Annotated in this window: 20 protein-coding genes and 1 pseudogene; 12 read left to right on the top strand and 9 right to left on the bottom strand. The window is 57.9% G+C overall.

The genetic code is table 11. The annotated features are described in order from the left end of the window. Window positions 1-159: 159 nt before the first annotated feature. Together clpB and Q3Y64_RS03080 are read left to right on the top strand one after the other, a co-directional pair. Window positions 160-2,742, top strand: a complete 2,583-nt coding sequence (gene clpB, locus Q3Y64_RS03085; protein ID WP_303560072.1) for an ATP-dependent chaperone ClpB — start codon at window positions 160-162, stop codon at window positions 2,740-2,742. Window positions 2,743-2,893: 151 nt separating this feature from the next. After that, a pseudogene (locus Q3Y64_RS03080) lies at window positions 2,894-3,063 on the top strand (transposase); the annotation flags it as partial. 340 nt (window positions 3,064-3,403) lie between these two features. On the opposite strand, the gene Q3Y64_RS03075 reads toward Q3Y64_RS03080, so the two are convergent. The 5 genes from Q3Y64_RS03075 to ppsA form a co-directional block, all read right to left on the bottom strand. Further along, the gene (locus Q3Y64_RS03075; RefSeq protein WP_303560071.1) at window positions 3,404-3,841 is read right to left on the bottom strand and encodes an NfeD family protein; all 438 of its coding nucleotides are present in this window, start codon (window positions 3,839-3,841) and stop codon (window positions 3,404-3,406) included. A 3-nt stretch (window positions 3,842-3,844) separates the two neighbouring features. Next, window positions 3,845-4,270 carry a polymer-forming cytoskeletal protein gene (locus tag Q3Y64_RS03070; RefSeq protein WP_101943529.1) on the bottom strand — a complete coding sequence of 142 codons (426 nt, stop codon included), beginning with the start codon at window positions 4,268-4,270 and terminating at the stop codon, window positions 3,845-3,847. An 18-nt stretch (window positions 4,271-4,288) separates the two neighbouring features. Next, window positions 4,289-4,579 carry a hypothetical protein gene (locus tag Q3Y64_RS03065; RefSeq protein WP_101943527.1) on the bottom strand — a complete coding sequence of 97 codons (291 nt, stop codon included), beginning with the start codon at window positions 4,577-4,579 and terminating at the stop codon, window positions 4,289-4,291. An 88-nt stretch (window positions 4,580-4,667) separates the two neighbouring features. Further along, window positions 4,668-5,627 carry a M23 family metallopeptidase gene (locus Q3Y64_RS03060; RefSeq protein ID WP_303560070.1) on the bottom strand — a complete coding sequence of 320 codons (960 nt, stop codon included), beginning with the start codon at window positions 5,625-5,627 and terminating at the stop codon, window positions 4,668-4,670. Window positions 5,628-5,859: 232 nt separating this feature from the next. Continuing rightward, entirely contained in the window at window positions 5,860-8,232 is a 2,373-nt protein-coding gene (ppsA, locus tag Q3Y64_RS03055; RefSeq protein ID WP_303560069.1) for a phosphoenolpyruvate synthase, read from the bottom strand. A 145-nt stretch (window positions 8,233-8,377) separates the two neighbouring features. Here ppsA and Q3Y64_RS03050 point away from each other — a divergent pair, with 145 nt between their 5' ends. The 3 genes from Q3Y64_RS03050 to Q3Y64_RS03040 all read left to right on the top strand — a co-directional run bounded on the left by Q3Y64_RS03050 (window position 8,378) and on the right by Q3Y64_RS03040 (window position 12,487). Then, a complete protein-coding gene (locus tag Q3Y64_RS03050; protein ID WP_303560068.1) occupies window positions 8,378-9,208 on the top strand; it encodes a pyruvate, water dikinase regulatory protein in 831 nt (276 codons plus the stop codon). Between the two features lie 314 nt (window positions 9,209-9,522). Continuing rightward, window positions 9,523-12,027, top strand: a complete 2,505-nt coding sequence (locus Q3Y64_RS03045) for a sodium-translocating pyrophosphatase (protein ID WP_254048270.1) — start codon at window positions 9,523-9,525, stop codon at window positions 12,025-12,027. Between the two features lie 133 nt (window positions 12,028-12,160). Beyond that, window positions 12,161-12,487 (top strand): cupin domain-containing protein, encoded by a 327-nt coding sequence (locus Q3Y64_RS03040; RefSeq protein WP_101943519.1) that lies wholly within the window; start codon window positions 12,161-12,163, stop codon window positions 12,485-12,487. Between the two features lie 50 nt (window positions 12,488-12,537). Here the strand turns inward: Q3Y64_RS03040 and Q3Y64_RS03035 are convergent, their stop codons facing one another. Next, a complete protein-coding gene (locus Q3Y64_RS03035) occupies window positions 12,538-12,864 on the bottom strand; it encodes a PilZ domain-containing protein (RefSeq protein WP_158239255.1) in 327 nt (108 codons plus the stop codon). Between the two features lie 228 nt (window positions 12,865-13,092). Here Q3Y64_RS03035 and Q3Y64_RS03030 point away from each other — a divergent pair, with 228 nt between their 5' ends. The 7 genes from Q3Y64_RS03030 (at window position 13,093) to Q3Y64_RS03000 (ending at window position 20,882) form a co-directional block, all read left to right on the top strand. Further along, window positions 13,093-14,886: a glutamine--tRNA ligase/YqeY domain fusion protein gene (locus tag Q3Y64_RS03030; protein ID WP_254048264.1), complete on the top strand. Its 1,794-nt coding sequence runs from the start codon at window positions 13,093-13,095 to the stop codon at window positions 14,884-14,886. A 59-nt stretch (window positions 14,887-14,945) separates the two neighbouring features. Next, window positions 14,946-15,872, top strand: coding sequence for a DUF808 domain-containing protein (locus tag Q3Y64_RS03025; RefSeq protein WP_303560067.1), 927 nt, complete (start codon window positions 14,946-14,948; stop codon window positions 15,870-15,872). A gap of 186 nt (window positions 15,873-16,058) precedes the next feature. Next, window positions 16,059-16,742 carry a methyltransferase gene (locus Q3Y64_RS03020; RefSeq protein WP_254048263.1) on the top strand — a complete coding sequence of 228 codons (684 nt, stop codon included), beginning with the start codon at window positions 16,059-16,061 and terminating at the stop codon, window positions 16,740-16,742. A gap of 73 nt (window positions 16,743-16,815) precedes the next feature. Continuing rightward, window positions 16,816-17,718 (top strand): TIGR01777 family oxidoreductase, encoded by a 903-nt coding sequence (locus Q3Y64_RS03015; RefSeq protein ID WP_303560066.1) that lies wholly within the window; start codon window positions 16,816-16,818, stop codon window positions 17,716-17,718. A 17-nt stretch (window positions 17,719-17,735) separates the two neighbouring features. After that, window positions 17,736-18,887 carry a DNA polymerase IV gene (dinB, locus tag Q3Y64_RS03010; RefSeq protein ID WP_303560065.1) on the top strand — a complete coding sequence of 384 codons (1,152 nt, stop codon included), beginning with the start codon at window positions 17,736-17,738 and terminating at the stop codon, window positions 18,885-18,887. Window positions 18,888-18,976: 89 nt separating this feature from the next. Next, the gene (locus tag Q3Y64_RS03005) at window positions 18,977-19,720 is read left to right on the top strand and encodes a rhamnogalacturonan acetylesterase (protein WP_101943508.1); all 744 of its coding nucleotides are present in this window, start codon (window positions 18,977-18,979) and stop codon (window positions 19,718-19,720) included. A gap of 64 nt (window positions 19,721-19,784) precedes the next feature. Beyond that, window positions 19,785-20,882, top strand: coding sequence for a carcinine hydrolase/isopenicillin-N N-acyltransferase family protein (locus Q3Y64_RS03000; protein WP_303560063.1), 1,098 nt, complete (start codon window positions 19,785-19,787; stop codon window positions 20,880-20,882). Between the two features lie 13 nt (window positions 20,883-20,895). On the opposite strand, the gene ilvN is transcribed toward Q3Y64_RS03000, so the two are convergent. From ilvN to Q3Y64_RS02985, 3 genes are all read right to left on the bottom strand, one after another. After that, complete coding sequence (ilvN, locus tag Q3Y64_RS02995; RefSeq protein ID WP_101943505.1) at window positions 20,896-21,195, bottom strand: acetolactate synthase small subunit; 300 nt, start codon at window positions 21,193-21,195, stop codon at window positions 20,896-20,898. A 1-nt stretch (window position 21,196) separates the two neighbouring features. Continuing rightward, window positions 21,197-22,861, bottom strand: coding sequence for an acetolactate synthase large subunit (gene ilvB, locus Q3Y64_RS02990; protein ID WP_303560373.1), 1,665 nt, complete (start codon window positions 22,859-22,861; stop codon window positions 21,197-21,199). Between the two features lie 340 nt (window positions 22,862-23,201). Then, window positions 23,202-24,902, bottom strand: coding sequence for an AMP-binding protein (locus tag Q3Y64_RS02985; RefSeq protein WP_303560062.1), 1,701 nt, complete (start codon window positions 24,900-24,902; stop codon window positions 23,202-23,204). Between the last annotated feature and the right edge of the window lie 82 nt (window positions 24,903-24,984).

Below are 24,984 nucleotides of genomic sequence, written 5' to 3'. Positions count from 1 at the left end.
CTCCTCTTGTCAGGAAAACACTCACAAAGTTCTGGCCTTGCTGCAACAGGGATTGCCCCAGCAAAGACCCTCTCCTGCTTTACGGCCGCAGGCGGCCGGACTTGAAAGCCCGTCATGCGGGCCCCATGTTTCCATCAGACAGATACAGGAGCCCCAGCCATGCGTTTCGACAAGCTCACCACCAAATTCCAGCAGGCCCTCGCAGATGCTCAGAGCATTGCCGTGGGTCACGAAGGCCAGTACATCGAACCACAACATCTGCTTGCTGCTCTGCTGGCTCAGGAAGACGGTGGCACCACCTCCTTGCTGACCCGAGCCGGAATGAATGTACCGGCGCTGAAGACCGCATTGGACCGCGCCATCGACCGCCTGCCACAGGTGCAGGGCGGCAATGGGGAAGTACAGGTTGGCCGCGATCTCGCCAACCTGCTCAACGTGACCGACCGCGAAGCCCAGCAACGCGGCGACCAGTTCATCGCCAGCGAGATGTTTCTGCTCGCGCTCGCCAAGGACAAGGGCGACACTGGCAAGCTTTTCAAGGAACACGGCGCCAGCCAGAAAGCGCTGGAAGCCGCGATTGAGGCCGTGCGCGGCGGCGCCAGCGTGAATGACGCCGAAGCCGAATCTCAACGTGAAGCATTGAAGAAATATTGTCTGGACCTCACCGATCGTGCCCGTCAGGGCAAGCTCGACCCAGTGATCGGGCGCGACGATGAAATCCGCCGCGCGATCCAGATCCTGCAGCGCCGCACCAAGAATAACCCGGTGCTGATCGGCGAACCCGGCGTGGGCAAGACCGCCATCGTTGAAGGTCTGGCCCAGCGCATCATCAATGGAGAGGTGCCGGAAACCCTCAAGGGCAAGCGCGTGCTGTCACTGGACATGGCGGCGCTCCTCGCTGGTGCCAAGTATCGCGGCGAATTCGAGGAGCGTCTGAAAGCCGTGCTCAACGACATCGCCAAGGAAGAAGGCCGGCTCATCATCTTCATCGACGAGCTGCACACCATGGTCGGCGCGGGCAAGGCCGAAGGCGCAATGGATGCCGGCAACATGCTCAAGCCCGCACTGGCGCGCGGCGAACTCCACTGTATCGGCGCCACGACGCTGGACGAATACCGTAAATACATCGAGAAGGACGCCGCGCTGGAGCGCCGCTTCCAGAAGGTGCTGGTCGACGAGCCCTCGGTGGAATCCACCATCGCGATCCTGCGTGGCCTGCAGGAGAAGTACGAACTGCATCACGGCGTGGACATCACCGACCCGGCCATCGTGGCGGCGGCCGAGCTGAGCCACCGCTACATCACCGACCGCTTCCTGCCGGACAAAGCCATCGACCTGATCGACGAGGCCGCCGCGCGCATCCGCATGGAAATCGATTCCAAACCCGAGGTGATGGACAAGCTGGAGCGCCGCATCATCCAGCTCAAGATCGAGCGCGAAGCCGTGCGCCGCGAGAAGGACGAAGCCTCGAAAAAGCGCATGGACCTGATCGAAACCGAGATCGCCAGGCTGGAGCGCGAATACACCGATCTGGAAGAGGTCTGGAAAGCCGAGAAGGCTGTGGTGGTGGGCTCGCAGCACATCAAGGAAGCCATCGAACAGCTCAAGCAGCAGATGGAAGAAGCACGCCGCAAGGGCGACTGGCAGAAGATGAGCGAGCTGCAATATGGCGAGCTGCCCAAGCTGGAAGCCCAGCTGCACGCGGCCGAAGGCGCGGAGACCAGCAAGCCTGCCAACAAGCTCTTGCGCACTCAGGTCGGCGCCGAAGAAATCGCCGAAGTCGTGTCACGCGCCACCGGCATCCCGGTCGCCAAGATGATGCAGGGCGAACGCGAAAAGCTCTTGAAGATGGAAGAGAAGCTGCACGAACGCGTGATCGGGCAGGATGAAGCCGTGCGCCTCGTGAGCGACGCGATCCGCCGCTCCCGCGCTGGGTTGTCTGAAGAAGGCAGGCCCTACGGATCCTTCCTCTTTCTCGGCCCCACCGGGGTGGGCAAGACCGAGCTATGCAAGACACTGGCCGGCTTCCTGTTTGATTCCGAGGAGCACCTGATCCGCATCGACATGAGCGAATTCATGGAGAAGCATTCGGTGGCCCGCCTTATCGGCGCGCCGCCCGGCTACGTGGGCTACGAAGAAGGCGGTTACCTGACCGAGCAGGTGCGCCGCAAACCCTACTCCGTGCTGCTCTTCGACGAAGTCGAAAAGGCCCACCCGGACGTCTTCAACGTGCTGCTGCAAGTGCTGGACGACGGCCGCATGACCGATGGTCAGGGCCGCACCGTCGACTTCAAGAACACCGTGATCGTAATGACTTCGAACCTGGGCAGTCAGATGATCCAGCAGATGGCCGGCGAGCCTTACCCGGCCATCAAATCAGCCGTGATGAGCGAGGTGAAGACCTTCTTCCGTCCCGAGTTCATCAACCGCATCGACGAGGTGGTGGTTTTCCATGCGCTGGGCGATGCGCACATCAAGTCGATTGCACGCATTCAGCTGGAGAACCTCAAGAATCGTCTGGCCAAACTGGAAATCGGCTTGACCGTGACAGAGGCTGCGCTATCTGAAGTCGCCAAAGCTGGCTTCGATCCTGTTTTTGGCGCCCGCCCACTCAAGCGCGCGATCCAGGAGCACATTGAGAATCCGCTGGCCAAAGAAATCCTCGAAGGGCGATTTGGCGCAAAGGATACGGTTGTGGTGGATGACGGCAATGACGGTATCCGTTTTCACAAGCCAAACTGAGAGGAAAATAAAAAGGCCCGGCAAACCGGTAATGCAGTCCAGTTAAGGCTCTGTAATGTGCCTAGTTAGATAGCGATGAGGTTTGGCTTTGACTACACGAGGGCATTCTCGCCCCCGTCGTTTTTCAACGATGGCCAATTGCAATTGCTGGCGCAATCAATTGCACAGCTTTGCAGTTATGCCTAAGCGCTGGACCGTGGAGCGCTCGTTTGCGTGACTTGAGCAGTCTCGCCGACTGTGAAAAACGCGGAGCGTCAGCTCAATACAAGTCCCCAGTTCATACACCTAGCACTCTTAACCTTGCTGCTGAAAAGATCGTGAACAGCTTCTTAGTACAGCACACTGCGTCAGTTGGGCATTGCCTTTCCGCCAACACGAGCTAAGCTTGGGATGCGTTTCAAGCGCTTGCTACTTTGCTTGGAACGATTCACAAGAGACAGGAGGCTTTATGGTTCTTAGTCCGCCGCAGTCAGTGGCGAGAGTTCAGTAAAAGTCCGACGGCTGACCGCCGAATACCTGGGCCGTGAGTGCCTTGGTCAAAGACCTGCGAAGCCCAAGCCCAAAACGCTTGGGCTTCATGTTTTGGTGCCGATAGGGTTTGACGCGACTGCAGCATCTAACCTCTCTGTCGATGCAAATCCTGATCGCGCTCGCGCTGCGTTCAGGCGGCCTCAACGCGGACGCAACTGCCCTCAACAGCCAAAACCCGAACCCTTGAGCCTGCACTCAGTTTCGCTTCGGCAATACATGCCCAGCGATCCGAACCGAGCACCGGACGCTGAAACAACACTTCGCCCGGCACATAAGGCTCGACAGCCTTTACCAGCAGCCCTATCTCGCCAAGCGCTTCGGACGAGCTACCGACACGCAGATCATCCGGCCTGCGCCGGAAAAACCGCAGCCAGCCGAAGGTAAGCGCGGTCGAAAGCACCGCCCACAGCAAGAGTTGAAGTGTCATCTGCATGGGGATGAGCAACACCAGCAAACCCAACGCCAGTGCCGCAACACCCAACCAGATCAAGACTAGTGCCGGCAAAGCAAGCTCGGCCACGCAAAGCGCAAAGCCGATCACGATCCAGTGCCACCACAGAATCGACATGAATTACTTGCTTCCACCAGCGGCAGTCGCCGCCAGCTCAACGACATTGGAAGCGTCCTCAGCATCCCCAAGACGGGTCAGTTTGCCTTCAACCGACGCCCCGCAATCCATGCGCAGTTGCCGATAACTGATATTGCCCGTAACGCGGGCACTGGCTTGCAGCTCGAGGAAATGTGCAACCTCCAGATCGCCGACGATGGTGCCGTTGATCACCGCGTCGTAGGCACTGACATTACCGTGAATGCTGCCCTGATCACTGAGCACGAGCAGGCTCTTTGCACCACTTCGTGGCAAAACGTTGCCACGGATATGTCCGTCCACACGCAAACCATCAAGGAAATGCACATCCCCCATCACCTCCATATTGCCGGCGATCAGGCTGGAAAGCTTGGTCAGTTCGATCGGACTATCTTTCTTTTTTCCAAACATAGCGAGACTCCGGATTCGTTACTGGCCGCCCTGCGCGCCAGTAGCCGCATGACTGCGATAAAAACTCAGGTTCTTGTTAGCCTGCTTGAGCGCTTCAGCCTGACTGGCTGCTTCGCGCTCCAATGATTCGCGGGTTGCTCGCTCATGCCCCAAACTCATCTTGAGCTCTGAGAGTTCAGCCTGCAGCTTGGCATTCTCTGTCTTCTGGGCAGCAAGCGCTTCGTGAAGTTGCAAGGCGGGCGCGGCACTGGAAGGCATCAGGAAAAAGCCTCCGGCCCCCATCAGCAGGACGCACAGTGCGAAAAGCATCAAAAACCGTTTTCGCTGCCGCGAAGTGTCGATGGTCAAGGCAAAAGATGCACCACTAAGCGTACGGGTAATGCGGTCAGATTTACGCTCAGACATTCGGAACCTTATCGCCGATATTCAGGTAATACATGGGGTCCACAAAACGTCCGTTGTGCAGAATTTCGAAATGCAGATGCGGTCCGGTCGAACGGCCAGTTGTCCCGACGGCCGCAATCAATTGTCCCGGCGTGACCAGGTCGCCTGTTTTTACGTGCATCTTCGAGGTGTGGGCATAGCGCGTGAGCAAGCCGTTGCCATGATCGATCTCGATCACAAAACCAAGCTCTGACACCCAGCCAGCGTTCTTGACCCGGCCACCACCCGCAGCATGGATGGGGGTACCAGACTCAGCCTCGAAATCAAGGCCCGAATGAAAAGCTATCCGACCAGTAAACGGATCAACCCGATTACCGAAGCGCGAGCCGATACGCTGATCCTGCAGCGGCTGCTGTGTGGGCAAGGCCATGTAATTGACACTGCGTGTTGCCGCAGCGGCTTCGACCTTGCGCAGCAGATCCTGCAGGCAAGTCAGTGTCTTTTCTGCGCCTGCAATCTGAATTTCGCTCGCGCCCCCTTGGCCAGCAGCAGACTCACACAATTGCGCCGCGAGTACCCGCCCTCCCGCTCCACCCTTGGCCGGAGAGCCAACTCCGGCCTGCACAGCGGGCTTACCGGTCTTGAGTTCGGCAACGCGGGACTCAAGCATTTCAAGTGCTGTAAGTTTTTTCACTAGAGACCGCGCCTCTGACTCCAGCGTCAACAAACGCCCGCTGACATCACCCAGGCGATCAAAAGTAAAGCGTTCTTTGACTGGGTCAGTCTGCCTCGCTTGAATGCCTGGCGTCTGCTGCGCCGGACCAAAATGCTGGCCCAGCACCCAACCCAAAGCAAATGCGCCGCCTGCAAGGCAACTACACAGCAGGCATGCGCCGGCCACGACTCGTCTCAGACTGAGCATGCGCACGCCAGACTGCGCCACCCCCTGCGATGTATGCAGAATAAATGCCATCGTATCCCTCCCTGATGCGCCGTGCGATCTTGCTTGCTGCAAATCGCAGCCGGTGAGAATTAGATGAAAAAGCTCACCGAACTCAGGTTGTAATTCAGACTTACAAGATAAGGCTCTTGCAGAGCCTGTCATCGGCAGAATCCGTGGGATATTAACACTTCGCCACACAAAAAAGGCAAGCCACCCCCCGACCAGAGGAGCCTTGCTTGCCTTGAGCGTTGCTGAAACGGGGTCAGTGCCGGCTATGTTCAGCCAGCTTTAGCCAAGTATCCACGACGGTATCCGGATTCAACGAGATCGTCTGAATCCCTTCATCCATAAGCCACTCAGCGAAATCAGCATGATCCGAAGGGCCTTGACCACAAATGCCAACGTATTTCCCTAGGCGATTACAGGCTTTAATTGCGGCCGACAACAGAACCTTGACCGCTGGATCACGCTCATCAAATGCATGAGCCACCAAACCCGAGTCACGATCCAGCCCCAAGGTGAGTTGCGTCAAATCATTCGAGCCGACGGAAAAACCATCAAAGTATTCGAGGAAACGCTCAGCCAGCAAAGCATTAGAAGGAATCTCACACATCATGATGAGTTTAAGCTCGTCCACTCCGCGCTTCAGTCCGTTTTCTTCGAGCAGACGCACTACTTCGCGCGCCTCCTCCAGCGTACGCACAAAAGGCACCATCAATTGAACATTGTTCAGCCCCATTTCTCCGCGTACTTTTTTCATCGCCAAGCATTCCAGCTCAAAACACTCCCTGAAACTGTGAGCGATGTAACGTGATGCACCGCGAAAACCGAGCATTGGATTTTCCTCTTCCGGCTCATAGATTTCTCCTCCGAGCAATTTTCGATATTCATTCGATTTGAAATCGGAGAGCCGGACAATCACGGGCTTGGGCCAGAATGATGCCGCGATAGTAGCGACTCCTTCAGCCAGACGCTGGATAAAAAAATCCAGAGGAGAATCATAACCTCTTGATTTTCTTAAAATTTCCTCCTGAACACTAGCCGGCATTTGCTCAACCTCGAGCAGTGCCTTGGGATGGATACCGATCATGTTATTGATCACAAACTCAAGCCGTGCCAGCCCAACACCACCATTCGGAATTTGTGCGAACTCAAATGCCAGTTCCGGATTACCTACGTTCATCATAATTTTTACGGGGATCTCGGGAAGATTCCCCATATCGGTACTAACAACCTCGTAGTCGAGCCGCCCACGATAGACATATCCGGTATCACCTTCTGCACAGGAAACCGTGACTGAATCTCCCTCAAGCAGGACCTCGGTGGCGTCTCCACACCCCACAATGGCCGGAATCCCTAATTCACGCGCAATAATGGCCGCATGACAGGTGCGCCCCCCGCGATTGGTCACAATTGCTGCCGCCCGCTTCATGACCGGTTCCCAGTTCGGATCAGTCATGTCCGTCACGAGAACATCCCCCTCCTGGACCCGATTCATTTCTGCAGCACTAGCCACGATGCGTACCGGGCCCGCCCCCACTTTCTGGCCGATGGCACGTCCACTCGCAAGCACGCGGCCATGTTGCTTAAGTCGATATTTCTGGCGCACCAGAGAATGGGCCTCCTGTGATTTGACCGTCTCAGGGCGGGCCTGAAGGATATACAGCTTGCCATCCTCACCATCCCTCCCCCATTCGATATCCATCGGGCGGCCATAGTGCTTCTCAATGATGCAGGCGTATCGGGCCAGCTCAAGCACTTCGGAATCAGCAAGAGAAAACTGCTGACGCTCCGCTTCGGCCACATCCAGCATCCGGGTGGAACGCCCGGCTGCCGTCGCGTCGGCAAATACCATCTTGATAAGCTTGGAGCCCAGACTGCGGCGAATCACTGCATTCTTGCCAGCAACAAGCATGGCCTTGTGCACAAAGAACTCATCAGGATTCACTGCACCCTGTACAACGGTTTCGCCCAGCCCATAAGATGAGGTGATAAACACCACGTCCTGGAAACCTGATTCGGTATCAAGCGTGAACATCACCCCGGCAACTCCTTTATCGGAGCGCACCATACGTTGCACACCCACAGAAAGTGCAACATCGGCGTGAGTAAAGCCTTTATGTACCCGATAGGCTATGGCGCGGTCGTTATAGAGCGAGGCGAAAACTTCACGAATGGCGTGAAGCAAATTCTCGAAACCACGGATATTCAGGAAACTTTCCTGCTGCCCCGCAAAGGATGCATCAGGCAAGTCTTCGGCGGTGGCTGATGAGCGCACCGCAAAACTCCCATCACCGACCTTGGTCAGACGCTCGTAATGAGCCCTTATTTCTTCTTCCAGCGGCGCTGGAAGAGGGGTTTCAACAATCCATTGACGAATGCGCGCACCCGTTGCGGCCAAGGCAATGACATCTTCAACATTCAGGCAGCCAAGCTCGGCATTGATCCTGTCAGCGAGACCTTGGTGAGCGAGAAAGTCTCGATAGGCCTGGGCCGTCGTAGCAAAACCACCTGGCACTCTGACACCCGCGCCATTAAGTTGGCTGATCATTTCCCCGAGTGAAGCGTTTTTACCGCCGACCAAAGGAACGTCACTCATCCGCAGGTTTTCGAAAGGGATGACATGCTGGCTCATGGGAAAACCTCTCTGTTGTTTGGGGTTGGCTTATTGATTACTGACGTATTGCGGATCATTCTATAGAGCGAATTGCTGCAATGCATCAGAAAGAACCCCTACGGTCAATCACGCATCAAGTGATTGTTAGGAAAGGATTTTGTTCATGAAAGAACATTCTCTGCGAACCGTTTTTTTCATCTCCGACGGCACGGGCATCACCGCTGAGACACTCGGCCACAGCCTGCTCGCACAGTTTCCTGACTGCCGTTTCAGGCATGTCCGGGCACCTTTCGTGGACAGCCTCGACAAGGCTCACGATTGTGTCAGGCAGATTCGCGCAGCAGCACTACGTGACGGCTTGCGGCCGATCGTAGTCAGCACATTAGTCAACGCCGAAGTGGTAGCCGCCTTGCGGGAGGCCAATGCGCTGTATCTCGATCTCTTCGAGCAGTACATCGGGCCGCTGGAGAGTGAGCTGGGCATGCGTTCAACACATACAGTTGGCCGCTTTCACGGAATTGCCGAGAGCGAGGACTACAAATTTCGCATCGAAGCCATCAACTTTGCACTGGCTCATGACGATGGACAGAGCAACGCAAAGTTGGCCGAGAGCGATGTGATCCTTGTCGGAGTTTCACGCTCAGGAAAGACACCGACCAGTCTTTATCTGGCAATGCAGTTCGGTGTAAAAGCTGCAAATTACCCGCTTATCCCGGAAGATTTCGAACGCAATAAACTACCAGCAGATCTCACCCAGCATCGCAACAAGCTCTATGGATTAACCATTACACCAGAACGACTGTCTCAGATCCGACAGGAACGGCGCCCCAACAGCAAATACGCGGCCCTGGACAACTGCCGACAGGAGATCGAAGCGGCCCAACGCCTGATGCGCCGAGAGGGAATTCCATTCATCGAATCGACAACCCGCTCCATAGAGGAGATCTCTGCAAAAATTCTGCAGGAGGTTCGAATCAATCATTCCACATACTGAAATATAGGTATTTACCCCTATGCCCGTGCAATAAAAACTGCGCGGGCTTTTTAATTTTTGATTTGTGCAGCGCACTCATCAAAGGTGTTTGAGCACCGTCAACCCTAATAGGCAGGCACATACGAACAATGCGATCACCCGAAACGTTGACTCATTTTTTACACAACGTTCCTTCGGGCAAGCATACAAAGTGTCTTGTTGATAGATGCACCTAAGAGGAGACGGTTATGTCATTTGCAAGTTTGGCCGAACAGGCTGGCGCACGAGCATTAGCGCGCAGCGGCAAGGCCCTAGTAAGTCGTTTTCAGTGCCTCCTGGCGCTGGCATTCGGCGCAGTTTCACTTCCGGCCATAGCAAACGGCGGCGAGGCCAACCTTGTCCTGCCGAAGCTCAATGACCCGGCACTTGCTACGTTCCTCAATGGTATGACTGGTAGTTCGCTGCTGGGCTGGGGCCTTCTGATCTGTGTGCTGGGCCTGATTTTCGGCGCTGTGATCTACAACCAGGTCAAGAACCTGCCTGTTCATCGCTCAATGGCCGAAGTTTCTGAACTGATCTACGAAACCTGCAAGACCTACATGATCACGCAAGGCAAGTTCCTGCTGATCCTGGAAGCCTTCATTGCCGTCATCATCATCGGCTACTTCGGTTTTGTCGCTCAGAATGCCCAGGGCGGCGCAGGTCTGCCAGCCAGCGAAGTGCTACTGATTCTGGCCTTCTCACTGGTCGGCATCGCCGGTTCCTTTGGCGTGGCCTGGTTCGGCATCCGCATCAATACCTTTGCCAACAGCCGAACTGCTTTTGCTTCGCTGCAAGGCAAAGCTTTCCCGGTGTACGCGATTCCGCTGAAGTCCGGCATCTCAATCGGCATGCTGCTGATTTCGACCGAACTGCTGATCATGCTGGCCATCCTGCTGTTCATCGATCCCTCGCTGGCCGGCAAGTGTTTCATCGGCTTCGCTATCGGTGAATCCTTGGGCGCAGCAGCCCTGCGCATCGCAGGCGGCATTTTCACCAAGATCGCCGACATCGGCTCCGACCTGATGAAGATCGTCTTTAAAATCAAGGAAGACGACGCCCGCAATCCCGGCGTGATCGCCGACTGCGTGGGTGACAATGCAGGTGACTCCGTTGGCCCGACCGCCGATGGCTTCGAAACCTACGGTGTGACGGGTGTCGCACTGATCTCCTTCATCATGCTGGCTGTTCCGGAAGCAGCCACCCAGGTTCAATTGTTGGTGTGGATCTTCGTGATGCGCGTGATGATGATCATCGCCTCTGGCGCGTCTTACCTGCTCAACGAAGCTTTCGCCAAGGCCAAGTACGGCAAGGTCGAAAAATTCGATTTCGAGCATCCGCTGACCTCGCTGGTCTGGGTGACCTCCATTGTTTCCCTGATCCTGACCTTTGTGGTTTCCAAGGCCCTGATCGGTGACCTCAGCATCAACGGCGTGGCCTACACCAGCCTGTGGTGGCAGCTGTCCCTGATCATTACCTTCGGCACCTTGGCCGGCGCGATCATTCCGGAAATCGTCAAGGTATTCACCTCGACCAAATCCGGTCACGTCCGTGAAGTGGTAACGGCCTCCCGTGAAGGTGGCGCCAGCCTAAACATCCTGGCCGGTCTGACAGCAGGCAACTTCTCGGCGTTCTGGATGGGGGTGATCATCGTCGGCCTGATGACTGGCGCTTACCTTGTATCGCAGGGCGAGCTGGCTCACGTGATCAACCCTGACCTGGCCAAGGGCAGCATCATGGCCGCCGTATTCTCTTTCGGCCTGGTCGCTTTCGGCTTCCTGGGCATGGGTCCGGTGACCATTGCGGTCGACTCCTATGGCCCGGTGACCGACAACGCCCAGTCCGTCTATGAACTCTCCACTATCGAAGCCATTCCCGGCATCGAAGCGGAAGTGAAGAAGGATTTCGGCTTCGATGCGAACTTCGACAAGGCGAAGGACCTGCTCGAAGAAAACGATGGCGCCGGCAACACCTTCAAAGCCACTGCCAAGCCGGTACTGATCGGCACGGCCGTAGTGGGTGCTGCCACCATGGTGTTCTCGATCATCATGCTGCTGACCGACGGTCTGAACGCCGATGTACAGAAGCTCTCGATGCTCTACCCCCCCTTCCTACTTGGTCTGATCTCGGGTGGAGCAACGATCTTCTGGTTCTCTGGCGCATCCACCCAAGCCGTATCGACCGGGGCCTACCGTGCGGTTGAATTCATCAAGCGCAACATGAAGCTCGATGGCGAAACCAAAGCATCCACGGAAGACTCCAAAAAGGTCGTGGCGATCTGCACCCAGTACGCGCAGAAAGGCATGTTCAACATCTTCATGGCAGTTTTCTTCGGCACCCTGGCCTGCGCCTTCGTTGAACCCTTCTTCTTCATCGGCTACCTGATCTCTTTGGCCATCATTGGTCTGTACCAAGCTGTGTTCATGGCCAACGCCGGCGGCGCCTGGGATAACGCTAAGAAGATCGTTGAAACCGAACTGCGCGCCAAGGGTACCGACCTGCACGCGGCAGCCGTGATTGGCGATACAGTGGGCGACCCGTTCAAGGACACCTCCTCGGTGGCCATGAACCCGATCATCAAGTTCACCACCCTGTTCGGTCTGCTGGCCGTGGAGATGGGTGTTGGCATGGTTGCTCATGGCCAACAGACCTTGGCCTATGCGCTGGCCGCAGTCTGCTTGATGGGTAACCTGTTCTTCGTGTATCGCAGCTTCTATGGGATGCGGATTGAAGTGCTGAACACTGAGGCTCCAGAAGCTTCTCTTCAGGGCAGTAACGAAGTAGCTTTCGAATCGAAGTAAATCTGCGACCAGGGCCTCGGACCTGTCTCGAAAAACCGGCCCCTGCGCCGGTTTTTCTTTTTGATCGGGCAATCCGCTTGCAGGAAAACCCTAGCGTTGTTTTATAATTGGCCGATCTTACCCGGAGAAAAACATGTTCGTATTTGGCAAGGATTGCGTACTCGAAGATATGGGCGGTGGTGTCAGCCGCAAGATTCTGGCTCACAACGGCAAGATGATGCAGGTGGAGGTTCACTTCGCAGATAACGCCATCGGCTACATGCACAACCATCCGCATGAACAGCTGACTCACGTCCTGTCTGGTGAATTCGAATTCACCATCGGCGACGAAGTCAAGATCGTTTCGGCTGGCGACACTCTCTATAAGGAACCGAACATCATGCACGGCTGCAAGTGCCTGAAGGCTGGCGTGCTGCTTGATACCTTTACGCCGATCCGTGAAGACTTCCTGAAAAAGTAAGCTCTTTTGTGATCAAGTAAAGAAACCGGCCTTGTGCCGGTTTTTATTTTTCAGCATCTTTGTGCCATACGCAACCAGTCGCCCCACTGGGGCGGCACCTGCTCGAAACGTACACCGGTCAGAATGCTATCGGACTCAAGTACCTGATAGCACACCCTGCTGCGTAGGATGCACTCCCCTTGCCCCGGAATCTGCAGACGCAATCGTAACAAGGAGCCTGGCGCGAAGGCATGCGCCGAGCGCAGGCGCAAGCCCTCTTCGCTGACATCGACTGCGTGGCATGCCAGCAACTCCCCCGTCGTGCGCGTTACCAGTAAGGGCCAGTCAATGCGCCGGCGCAAAGCAGCACGCCGCTCACGCTCGCGTTGCGTAAGCATGGAGCAATCCGGCTCTTTGTCTGAAGCATCAAGCATTGGGTAAAGGCTCACTCAAGGGATGCCCCAGTATTGCCCCGTCACCGGGCTCGCACTGAAGGCCTGCCCTTTAAGTCTCTCAAGGGGTGTTCAGCACAAGCGGCCCAGTACCGACAGGCTCCGTCGAAAGGTAGAATGCTGCTTTGCGAAACCCACTGGTTTCCTCCCGTTTTCCATTCCGGACCCTATCCCGTGAGCGCACCCGACAAGAACGCTGCCCCTGCCGCAGCGCAAACCACCAATTTCCTCCGAAACATCATCGATGCTGAGCTTGCCAACGGCAAATTCGCGCAGCGTGGCTGGGCCGGCCAGCCTGGCGAGGGCAGCCTGCATGACGCAGCGGCCCCAGACCCCGCCCGGATCCGTACCCGCTTTCCGCCGGAGCCGAATGGCTATCTGCATGTAGGCCACGCCAAGTCGATCTGCCTGAACTTCGGTCTCGCGCGCGATTACGGTGGTGTGTGCCACATGCGTTTTGACGATACCAATCCGGAGAAGGAAGATCAGGAGTACGTCGACTCGATTCTCGATGCAATCCAGTGGCTGGGCTTTTCGTGGGACGCGAACGGCACCCATCATCAGTATCAGGCCAGTGACTACTTCGATTTCATGTACCACGCCGCCGAGCTGCTCATCGAGCGTGGCATGGCTTACGTCGACCAGCAAACGGCCGATGAGATGCGCTCCAATCGCGGCACGCTGACCGAAGCCGGCAAGAACTCGCCTTGGCGCGATCGCCCAATCGAAGAAAACCTGCGCCTGTTCCGCGAGATGAAGGACGGCAAACACGCCGAAGGCAGCATGATTCTGCGCGCGAAGATCGACATGGGCTCGCCCAACATCAATCTGCGCGACCCGGCGATCTACCGCATCCGTTTTGCCGAACACCACAACACCGGCAACAAGTGGTGCATCTACCCGATGTATACCTTCGCGCACCCGATCGAGGATGCGCTGGAGCGCATTACTCACTCAATCTGCACGCTTGAGTTTGAGGATCAGCGCCCCTTCTACGACTGGCTGCTCGGCCAACTGCGCGACGCCGGCATGTTTTCCGAGCCGCTGCCGCGCCAGATCGAATTCGCCCGTCTGAACCTGACCTACGTAATCACCAGCAAACGCAAGCTGATGCAGTTGGTTAACGAAAAGCACGTGGAAGGCTGGGACGATCCGCGCATGCCCACCATCGTTGGCCTGCGTCGCCGCGGCTACACGCCCGAAGCCATCCAGCTGTTCTGCGAGCGCATCGGTGTCTCCAAGGGTGACAGCTGGATCGACTACAGCATTCTTGAAGGCGCCTTGCGCGATGACCTGGACGAAAAAGCTCCGCGCGGCATGGCTGTGCTCGATCCGCTCAAGCTCAAACTTACCAACTGGAACGCACTCTTTGGTACCGGGCACACAGAGCCCTGCTCCGCCCCGGTCCACCCTCACCACGAAGCCATGGGCGTGCGTAAGTTCAATCTGACCCCTGAAGTATGGATTGAGCGTGAAGACTTCCAGGAAGTGCCTGAAAAGGGCTTCCGTCGCTTGTTCCCCGAAAACATGGCACGCCTGAAGTACGGCTATGTCATCAAGTGCACGGGCTGCGAAAAGGATGCCGACGGTAACGTAACGGCGGTACTCGCCGAGATCGTGCCGAACACCAAGAGCGGCACGCCAGGCGCTGACAGCGTCAAGGTCAAAGGCGTGATCACCTGGGTTTCCGCCTCCGAAGGCGCACCTGCGGAGATCCGCCTGTACGACCGCCTGTTCACCGAAGCTCAGCCAGACGCTGGTGGTCGCAACTTCCTCGATGCGATCAACCCTAACGCGAAACGCGTAATCCAGACCTGGGTCGAGCCGGGCCTGACAAACGCTACAGCGGGAACCAGCTTCCAGTTCGAGCGTCACGGTTATTTCGTCGCCGACCGCAAGGATCACGGCCAGAGCGGAAAACTTGTATTTAACCGAACGACCACGCTGAAAGACAGCTGGGGCAAGTAACCCCGCTCAGGAAGGGGCTCGCAGAAGCCCCTTTTTCACGCCTCACGAAAGAGAAAACCATGGCCGGAAGCAGTCTGCTCGTCTTGATCGACGATATCGCCACCCTCCTTGATGACGTAGCCCTGATGAGCAAGGTTGCGGCCAAAAAAACGGCCGGTGTGCTGGGAGATGATCTTGCACTCAATGCCCAGCAAGTAACTGGCATTAGTGCTGATCGTGAGTTGCCGGTGGTCTGGGCGGTAGCCCTCGGCTCGCTGCGCAACAAGCTGATCCTGGTGCCATCCGCCTTGCTGATCAGCGCGATTGCTCCCTGGCTCGTCATGCCACTGCTAATGATCGGGGGTGCATATCTATGCTTCGAGGGCTTCGAAAAAATTGCTCACAAGTTTCTGCATGCTCAAGAAGAAGCTTCCGAGCATGCCGAGCGTCTGCAAGCCCTGCAAGACCCCAGCATCGACATGCGGGCCTTCGAGCGCGAAAAGATCAAGGGGGCCGTGCGCACCGACTTCATTCTTTCAGCCGAGATCATTGTGATCGCGCTGGGCACGGTGGCCAATGAGCCTTTCATGAGTCGCCTTCTGGTACTTGCGACGATCGGATTCGTAATGACTATCGGGGTGTACGGCTTTGTGGCCCTGATCGTGAAGCTGGATGACGCGGGCCTCTACCTCAACGCAAAACAGAACATCGCGGCACGCAAGCTTGGTCAAAGTCTGTTGTGGTTTGCCCCGTGGCTGATGAAAGCCCTCTCAGTGGCCGGCACAATAGCGATGTTTCTCGTCGGTGGCGCAATCGTGCTGCACGGCATTCCCGGCAGTCACGCCCTGCAGCAGCAGATCGAGGTCTGGGTGCATGACATTCCCCTGCTTCCCAGCCTGCTACCAACGCTGGTCAATGCCCTCGCCGGCATCCTCACAGGTGCGCTTTGCGTGCTGCTGCTCAGCCTTCTAGCCCCCCTGATCAGCGGCCTGCGCAAGGCGCAGTAAAAACCCCAGGCGCGGCTGGACGGGGGCGGAGTGCCCGCGTATCCTGCCTTCTCGGTTGTGCCCACTACCAACCGAGCATCGTTCTGCTCCGCGTAAATGCGTTCACGCACTGCCAGCCCGCCAGGGCTGTGCGTTCCGTCCCGCCCATTTCCCCGCCGCACAACTCCGATTCACGCGCCTTCCGACATGGCAGGCGGCAAGAAGCAGGTAGAGCCAGTGCCGGGTTATCAGGTCAAGCACGAAAACATTTCGGTGGTCGGTGTCGCAGATCTCCACATCCGCTCGCTGCTCGATCGTCAGCAGTATTCAGATCCGAATGGCGAAGCCGAAGCGCTGGGCGTGCCGCCCGCAAGCTGGCCCCTGTTCGGCTTGCTCTGGCCTTCCGGCCAGATTCTTGCGCGTCTGATGGCCGAGCGGATAGTCACTACCGAACGCATTCTGGAGCTGGGTTGTGGCTTGGGCCTTGCCAGCCTCGTCGCACACCGCCGCGGCGCGGATATCACCGCCAGCGACTTTCACCCGCTCGCAGCCAGCTTCCTGCTGGAAAACCTGCGTCTCAACGCAATGAGCGCTCTGCCCTTCGTGCGCACGGGCTGGCAGGACGACTGCACCGAACTGGGACGCTTCGGCCTGATCATCGGCAGTGACGTGCTCTATGAGCGCGACGAAGCCGGCGTGCTGCCAGCCTTCATTGAACGTCATGCCTACGCTCAAGCCGAGGTGCTGATCGTTGATCCGGACCGGGGCAACCGTCCGCACTTCAATCGGCATATGAGCACACTGGGCTTTGCTTTCAGCGACACCCGCGCCGACTGCATCCATCCCGATGGCAGCAGGTACAAGGGGCGAATCCTGCGCTATCGGCGATAAAGCGCCGCCGGCGTGCAGGCGGCTGCGCTTTCTGGTTCAATCCGGGAACTCCAGCAGCGCGAGAGACTGAATCATGGACATCCTGATCACCGGCGGCACTGGCCTGCTTGGCCGCGCCTTGTGCAGTGCACTGCTTGCCAATGGGCATCGCCTCACAGTCCTCAGTCGCCGCCCAGAAAAGGTTCCCAGCCTCTGCGGCGAAGGCGTGCGAGCGCTGCGCAGCCTGGATGAATGGTGGCCCGAAATGCACTTCGACGCCATCATCAATCTCGCTGGCGCACCCATCATCGACCTCCCCTGGAGTGAAGCCCGTAAACAGACCCTGTGGCGCAGCCGGGTCGGCCTCACGCAGCAACTCGTAGCGGCCATTGAGCGCGCGCGACACAAACCCGGCGTACTGCTGTCGGGTTCAGCAATCGGTTATTACGGTGATTGTGGCGACGCCACCTGCTCCGATGCCATCTACAGCAATCCTGGCGCCCAGGACTTTGGCGCCCGCCTGTGCGCCGCCTGGGAAACAGCCGCCCTCGCCGCCGAATCGGCCGGCACCCGTGTATGCCTCTTGCGCACCGGGCTTGTACTGACACCTCACGGGGGACTACTGGCTCGCCTGCGCTTGCCGTTCAGCCTGGGACTCGGTGGGCGCTTGGGAGGCGGTCAGCAGTGGATGAGCTGGATCCAGATCGAAGACTGGGTTGGCGCAGTACTTCACCTGCTCGACACAACATCAGCGCGTGGGCCCTACAACCTCACCGCCCCACAGGCGCTGCGCAATGCTGACTTCACAGCGGAACTGGGTGCGATGCTGCAGCGTCCGACGCTCTTACCAGCACCGGCTTTCGTTCTGAAACTTCTGCTTGGTCAGCGAGCCTATCTCTTGCTGGGTGGTCAGCGCGTATTACCGGACCGCCTGATAGAAACGGGCTACCACTTTCGCCATCCTGAAATCCGTGGTGCGTTGCGCAGCGGCCTCTAAACTTCCTGCCTGTGCATATGCCCCGCCGTCGCATCGCCCACCTCGACATGGATGCCTTTTATGCCTCTGTCGAACTGTTGCGTTATCAGCAGTTGCGTGGCCAACCCGTCGTTATCGGGGGGCGCAGCGTGGATGCACCACGGCAAACGGCGGATGGCAATTGGCATTACGCCCGGCTGCGCGATTACGTTGGTCGCGGCGTGATTACCACTGCGACCTACGAAGCCCGTGCGCTGGGAGTTGGCTCTGCAATGGGCATCATGAAGGCGGCTCGACTCGCTCCCAATGCCGTACTGTTGCCGGTAGATTTCGAAGCTTATCGTCACTACTCGCGCCTGTTCAAAGCCGCAGTACGCGCAATCGCACCACTCATGGAAGACCGCGGTATCGACGAGATCTACCTTGACCTCACCGAGCTACCAGGAGAAACACGCGCGCTCGGCCAAAGCCTCAAGGATGCGGTGCGCGCAGCAACAGGCCTCTCCTGTTCCATCGGCATCAGCCCCAACAAGCTGCTTGCCAAGATCTGTTCCGACCTCGAGAAACCGGACGGTCTTACCGTGCTGGAGATGGACGAGATTCCCGCTCGGATCTGGCCTCTGCCAGTGCGCAAGGTCAACGGAATCGGCCCCAAAGCCGAGGAGAAATTGGCCACCCTGGGCATTCACAACATCGGCGAACTGGCAGCCTGCTCTCCGCGGTGGCTGCAAGAGCACTTCGGCAGCAACTACGGGGGCTGGCTCCATGATGCAGCCCACGGCCGCGATCAACGCCCGGTGGTGACCTATTCCGAACCCAAGTCAGTCAGCCGCGAAACCACCTTCGAACGTGATCTGCACGCTCGAGCCGATCGCAACCAGCTCTCCGAAATTTTCACCAGCCTGTGCCAGCGCGTGGCGGGTGATCTGGAACGCAAAGGCGTGCTCGGACGCACCATTGGAATCAAACTGCGCTACGAAGACTTCTCAACAGTTACGCGGGATCTGAGTTTGCCCGAGGCCACCGCAGACGCCGGCATGATCCGCCGTGCTGCCGGTGAATGCCTCAAGCGCGTCGAGCTTGGAAAGCGCCTGCGCCTGCTAGGTGTGCGGGTCAGCCAACTGGAAAGCCGATCACAGCAGAACTCAACGGGCCCGCAGCCGGGCGAGCAAGCCGGCCTGCCATTCTGAAAATCGGCGCACAACTCAGCAATAGCGATCAGCCCTGCTGCCCCACACTGAGCTAGGCTTGCCAATCCATCCAACCGTCGAGTCACACCATGCCTTCCCTGCTCCGCTTCACCGGCATTCTGGCGCTGCTAGGCCTTGTGGCCTGCGCCAAGCTCCCGGCAGACCCAGCTGCCAGCCCAAAGATTCGCATCACTCTCGTAGGCGATTCCACCCAGACCGAAAAGCAGGGCTATGGCACAGGCTTCTGCGCCAACCTCGTCAATGTTGATTGTGTAAACCGCGCCAAAGGGGGTGCCAGCACCAAGACCTATCGCCGGGATGGCCTGTGGGCAACGGCACAATTTCCGAAGCCGGACTGGATGCTGATTCAGTTTGGCCACAACGATGTGCAGAGCGCCTCTCACGGCGATCGTGAAACCGATCTTGCTACCGAGTACCCCGCCAATCTGCGTCGCTACATCGAAGAGGCCAGGGCCACCGGCATCAAGCCCGTTCTGGTCACTCCGATCGCGCGCCGCTACTTCCAGGCCGACGGCAAGATCGTAGATGACCTGCCGGGCCATGTCGCTGCCATGAAAAAAGTAGCCGCCGAGATGAATGTGCCCCTGATCGATCTACACGAGATCAGCCAGCGCTACTTCGAGCAACTGGGAGAGATCGAAGCCCACAAACTAGGCCCGACCAAGGCCGGCCCCAATGGCACGACGGTGCCGGACAAAACCCACTTCAACCAGCAGGGCTCGTATGTGCTCGGCCGTATGGTGGTTGAAGCCATGGGGCGCACAGCGCCCGAGTTGTCTCCCTACATAAGACCTCTTGCCGCCAAGCCCTGAGCCAGGCTTTTCAGGGCACAATCCGGGCGACACGCCATTTGCATGATCGTTGGAGATTCGCCCCATGATGCTCGAAGACACTCGCCCTGCCCTGCGTATTGCGCACGACGCTGCCACCCCGGCTGAACGCTGGCGGGCACTACGGGCATCCGAGGCCGACTGGCAGGCCTTTCGCGCCATGTGCGAAGCACTACGCGGCACTTACTTCGGCTTTCCGGTACAACGCTGGCTTGCTTGGGGGCTGTATCACACGGTGTATCGCAAGGTAGGCAGCTTTCTCGCCGACAGTGACTTTCTGGCAGACGAAGTCGGCGTGATGAGCCGTGCCGAAATGGCGATCATGCAGCGTCAATACACCTTTGCCCACCTCGCTTCGAATTTCGTCAAGCCCGGTTGCTCCAGCACCTGCGTCCGCACAGCAGAAGGCTGGCGCCTGATGCGCAGCCTGGACTGGGGAAACCTGAATGTCATGGCTCCGGCAGTGCGTGCTTACGAGTATGTGAATACGGCCGGAGGTGTCACGCATACCGCTGGCGTACAGGGCATGGTCGGGGTTCTGACCTTTTGTCGCAAGGGACTCGCGGGCAGCATCAACTTCGCTCCGAACCCAAAGAGCCTCACGCCGATCGGACGCGGCATCGATCCGCTCTTCCTGCTGCGCCTACTGGTTGAAGACCCGAGTATCGATACGCTTGAGGCTGCGGTCGAACTGATCACCCGCACCAAACTCTCGGCCCCGGTATTCATCACCCTGTGCAGTGACAAGTCGGACGCAGCCGCCGTCATCGAAATAGCCCGCGACGGCCGCTATAACGTGCGCCTTGCCAAAGATGGACTGCTGGTACAGACCAACCATTTCGATCCGAATGGCCCGTTTGGAGAGCAGAATCCGACCCGGGTAATGCAGGATGGCAGCCCTTGGGAGTGGTACTACAGCGACCTGCTGGAAAACTCGCAACGCCGCTCAGCAGATCTGGAGCAACGCTTGCGTCACATGGTCGGAGCTCCAGCGACCGATGTGGAAGTAGCTTGTCGCGAAGCGTACAGCGTGCCGCCCACCTGGAACCACGAGAGTATTTACTGGACTTTTGCGGCCCCAGGCGAAGGCAGCATGAAGCTGTGGGTACGCGATTGCGCAGGGGACTACCCCCACGCAATCTGAGCACGAGTGCCAATCAGAGGAAAAACTCTTCCAGACGCTCGAATACGCGACGATTCGCTGCATGGCGCTCGACGCGGATCACATCCTCAAGCTTCTCGAGTTGAGCAATCATCTGCGGCAGACGCGCATCGTCATACACCAGCAGCCAAATGCGGCTCTCCGCCCCATCTCCCACGGGCATGCACAGAATGCCTTCCACGTTAAAGGCACGTCTGGCAAACAGACCACAGACGTGAGACATCACGCCCGCATGGTTCTTCACCGTCAGCTCCAGAACCACCTTGTGCACTTGCCCAATCACTTCTGCATTCATCTCAGCCTCCAATCATTTCGGTATTGGCTGCGCCCGGAGGCACCATCGGGAATACCTTCTGATTCACGTCGATCGAGCAATGAATCAGACAAGGCCCCGGCGTTTTCAACGCTTGGGCGAGCAAAGCACGCGGATCTTCGGTCTGATCCAGATCGAAGACCTGCATGCCAAAGCCCTCGGCAATTTTCTGAAAATTGGTATGGCGACGATAGTCTGCAGAGAAGATGCGTTTCCCGTAGAACAGATCTTGCTGCTGGTGCACGAGGCCGAGCGACTGGTTGTTCATCAGCACAACTTTGATGTTCGCCCACTCTTCAACTGCGGTATCCATCTCCTGGATGTTCATCTTCAGGCTGCCATCGCCTGAAAAACACACCACCGTTCGCTCTGGCTGCTCCAGCGCCGCACCGATAGCTGCCGGCATCCCGAAACCCATGGTGCCAAGCCCCCCCGAAGTAAGCCACTGACGCGCACGGCGGAAGGGATAGGCCTGCGCCACCCACATCTGATGTTGTCCCACATCAGTCGCAATCACCGCTTCGTCATCAAGCAGATCCGCCACCGCTCGCACCAGCCCGTAATGGCTGCGAGGATCTTCTACACCCGGCAAGGCCAGTGGATGTGCGCGCTTGAGTTCATTCACGCGCGCCACCCATTCGCGGCGCGGGTTGCTCAGAACCTTGGTAGACAACTGCTCCAGTACCCTGGCCACATCGCCATGAATCGCCACGTTCGGACGCTTGATCTTGCCAAGCTCGGCCGGATCGATATCAATATGGATGATTCCGGCATTAGGGCAGAATTTTTCGGCGTTTCCGATGGCCCGATCATCGAAACGAGCCCCCAGCACGATCAGCAGATCGGCCTCTTCGAGCGCATAGTTGGTATAGCGCGCACCGTGCATGCCCAGCATGCCCAAAGAGAGGTCGTGATCGACTGGCATAGCGCCAAGCCCCATCAGGGTCATGGTGGTCGGCAGGCCAGCACGCTCGGCGAGTGCCACGGCAGCCGTGCAGGCCTCGGCCGCAATCACCCCGCCCCCCAGATAAAGCACCGGCGTGCGGGCCGCATTGATCAAGCCAGCCGCGTGCTCCACCAAGGCAGCCTCCACGAGCGGCAGGGGATCACGGCGAGCCGGCTCCGGCAAGGCTTCGAGTTCGATCACGGCAGTGAGCACATCCTTCGGCACATCCACCCACACCGGTCCCGGGCGCCCCGACTCCGCAAGGCGGAAAGCGTCTGGAATCACCTCAAGCAAATCCCAAACATCGCGTACCAGCCAATTGTGTTTGGTGATCGGGATCGAGATGCCATAGGTATCTACCTCCTGAAAGGCATCTGTGCCGATCATGCTGCTCGGCACCTGGCCGGTGATGCACACAAGCGGGATCGAATCGAGCTTGGCATCAGCAATGGCGGTGACCAGATTGGTGGCGCCCGGACCGCTGGAGGCGATGCAAACGGCCGCCTTGCCAGACACACGCGCCATGCCCTGAGCCATAAAACCGGCCCCTTGCTCATGACGCGCCAAAACGTGATGGATTTTCGTACTCTGTGAAAGTGCATCGTAGAGCGGCAAGGCGGCACCGCCGGGAATGCCGGCAATCCGGGTAATGCCTTGCTGCTCGAGCAGCCTGACGATCAGCTGTGCCCCGTTCAACTGCATGGTGTACTCCTGGTTCTGGTTGGTCTGTAGTGCCGACACGCCGTGGATGGGCATAAAAAAACCCCGCCCGGCTCGCGCCGGCGGGGTTGAATCTCTTGAGTCTGACTCGTCCCCGTTACGGCGCGTTGCCGCCTACGCCTACTACTACGCGTACGACTACGACTGCCACAAAAGCGGCAGGGGCAGAGCGCAGGACGGAGCAGAAAACGGAGTTCACGAGAATTGCCAAACCGAAGTGAGAAACGCCATCCAATTGAAGCACAGGGGACGACAACACACAAGTGTCCGAAGCGCCCGGAATAACCCTCAGGAAACAGTAGGCTTCATGGCAGGCAATACTTCATATCGTCCTGGCAGCAAGAGTTCTGGCCTTCAGAATTTCTTCATCCCGCAAGCATCTGCGCATGATCTTGCCGACGTTGGTCTTGGGTAATCCGTCACGAAACTCGACCAGATGCGGCACCTTGTAGCCAGTCAGGTATTGCTTGCAATGGGCAATCAGCTCCTTTTCCGTAAGCCCGGGCTGCTTGCGCACTACGAAGACCTTAACCGCTTCGCCTGAAAATTCGCTGGGCACGCCAATCGCAGCAACCTCCGCCACGCCTGGATGCGTTGAGACAATATCTTCCACTTCGTTCGGATAGACGTTGAAACCGGAAACGAGGATCGTGTCCTTCTTGCGATCAACGATGCGCAAGAAGCCCTGTTCGTCAATCAGCGCTACATCGCCAGTACGCAGATAACCGTCACGGGTCATGACCTGTGCCGTATCGGCCGGCGCATTCCAGTAACCGCGCATAACCTGCGGACCCTTCACGCACAACTCACCGGGCTGGCCAAGTGCGACTTCGCAATCATTCTCGTCACGCAGAGAGATATCGGTAGAGGGTACTGGCTGGCCGATCGAGCCGTTGTATTCAGTCTGGTCGATCGGGCAACAGCACACGCCGGGTGAGGCCTCAGTCAGACCGTAGGCTTCAATCAGAGTACTTCCAGTCAGTGCGCGCCAGCGCTCGGCAACAGTCTTCTGCAGCGACATGCCTCCGGAGAGCGACATCCGCAGATTGGAGAAATCCAGGGTCGGAAACTTTGGATGGCTCATCAACGCATTGAACAGGGTGTTGACCCCCGAAATCACCGACCAGGGATATTTCCCGAGTTCCTTGATGAAGCCGCCCATGTCACGCGGATTGGTAATCAGGAGATTGCGCGAACCGATCATGAAGAACACGAAGCAATTCACGGTCAGCGAAAAGATGTGGTATAGCGGCAAAGCAGTCACGATCAGCTCGCCCCCCCAGCGAAGCCGGGATCCGACCCACACATGGGCCTGCAGGAGATTGGCAAGAATATTGCCATGGGTCAGCATCGCGCCTTTGGAAACGCCAGTCGTACCGCCGGTGTACTGTAGGAAGGCGATGTCCTCACGTGTCACCTCTACCGGGCGCAGAGTCTGCCGTGCGCCCAGACGCAGGCTCTCGCTGAAGCGGCGAGCCCCAGGCAACTGCCAGTGCGGCACCATTTTTTTCACCCGGCGCACAACGAAGTCAACCAGCGAGCCCTTGAGCATGCCCAGCATCTCGCCAAGACTGGTGACCACCACATGCCGGACATCGGTGTTCGCAATCACGCTCTGCAGCGTATGGGCGAAATTCTCCAGAACCACGATGGCCTCAGCGCCGGAATCCTTGAGCTGATGTTCCAGTTCACGCGGGGTGTAGAGCGGATTGCAATTGACCACCGTATAGCCTGCACGCAACGCACCGAACATGCATACAGGGTATTGCAACAGATTGGGCATCATCAAAGCGATGCGTGCGCCCTTGGGCAACCCCAATACGCCCTGCAGGTAGGCTGCGAAGCGTGCAGACAGCGCATCGACCTGACGATAAGTCAGCTCGGCACCCATGTTGATGAAGGCGACTTTATCGCCCCACCTTGACACACCACGGGCGAAGAAATCCGCCAGTGAGCTGTATTCAGTCAGATCGATCTCGGCGGGAACCCCGGCCGGATAGCTCTTCAGCCAGATTTTCTCCATCGGCTTTCCTTGCTGATATTGCGGCGCAGCAAGGCTTTGGGGGCCTTTGCGCGGGCCCGAAGCATACCCCAGAGTACGTTGA

Origin of the sequence: Uliginosibacterium sp. 31-12, from assembly GCF_030548425.1 — a bacterium.
Lineage (GTDB): Bacteria > Pseudomonadota > Gammaproteobacteria > Burkholderiales > Rhodocyclaceae > Uliginosibacterium > Uliginosibacterium aquaticum.
This window is presented reverse-complemented; position numbering and strand designations above follow the sequence as displayed.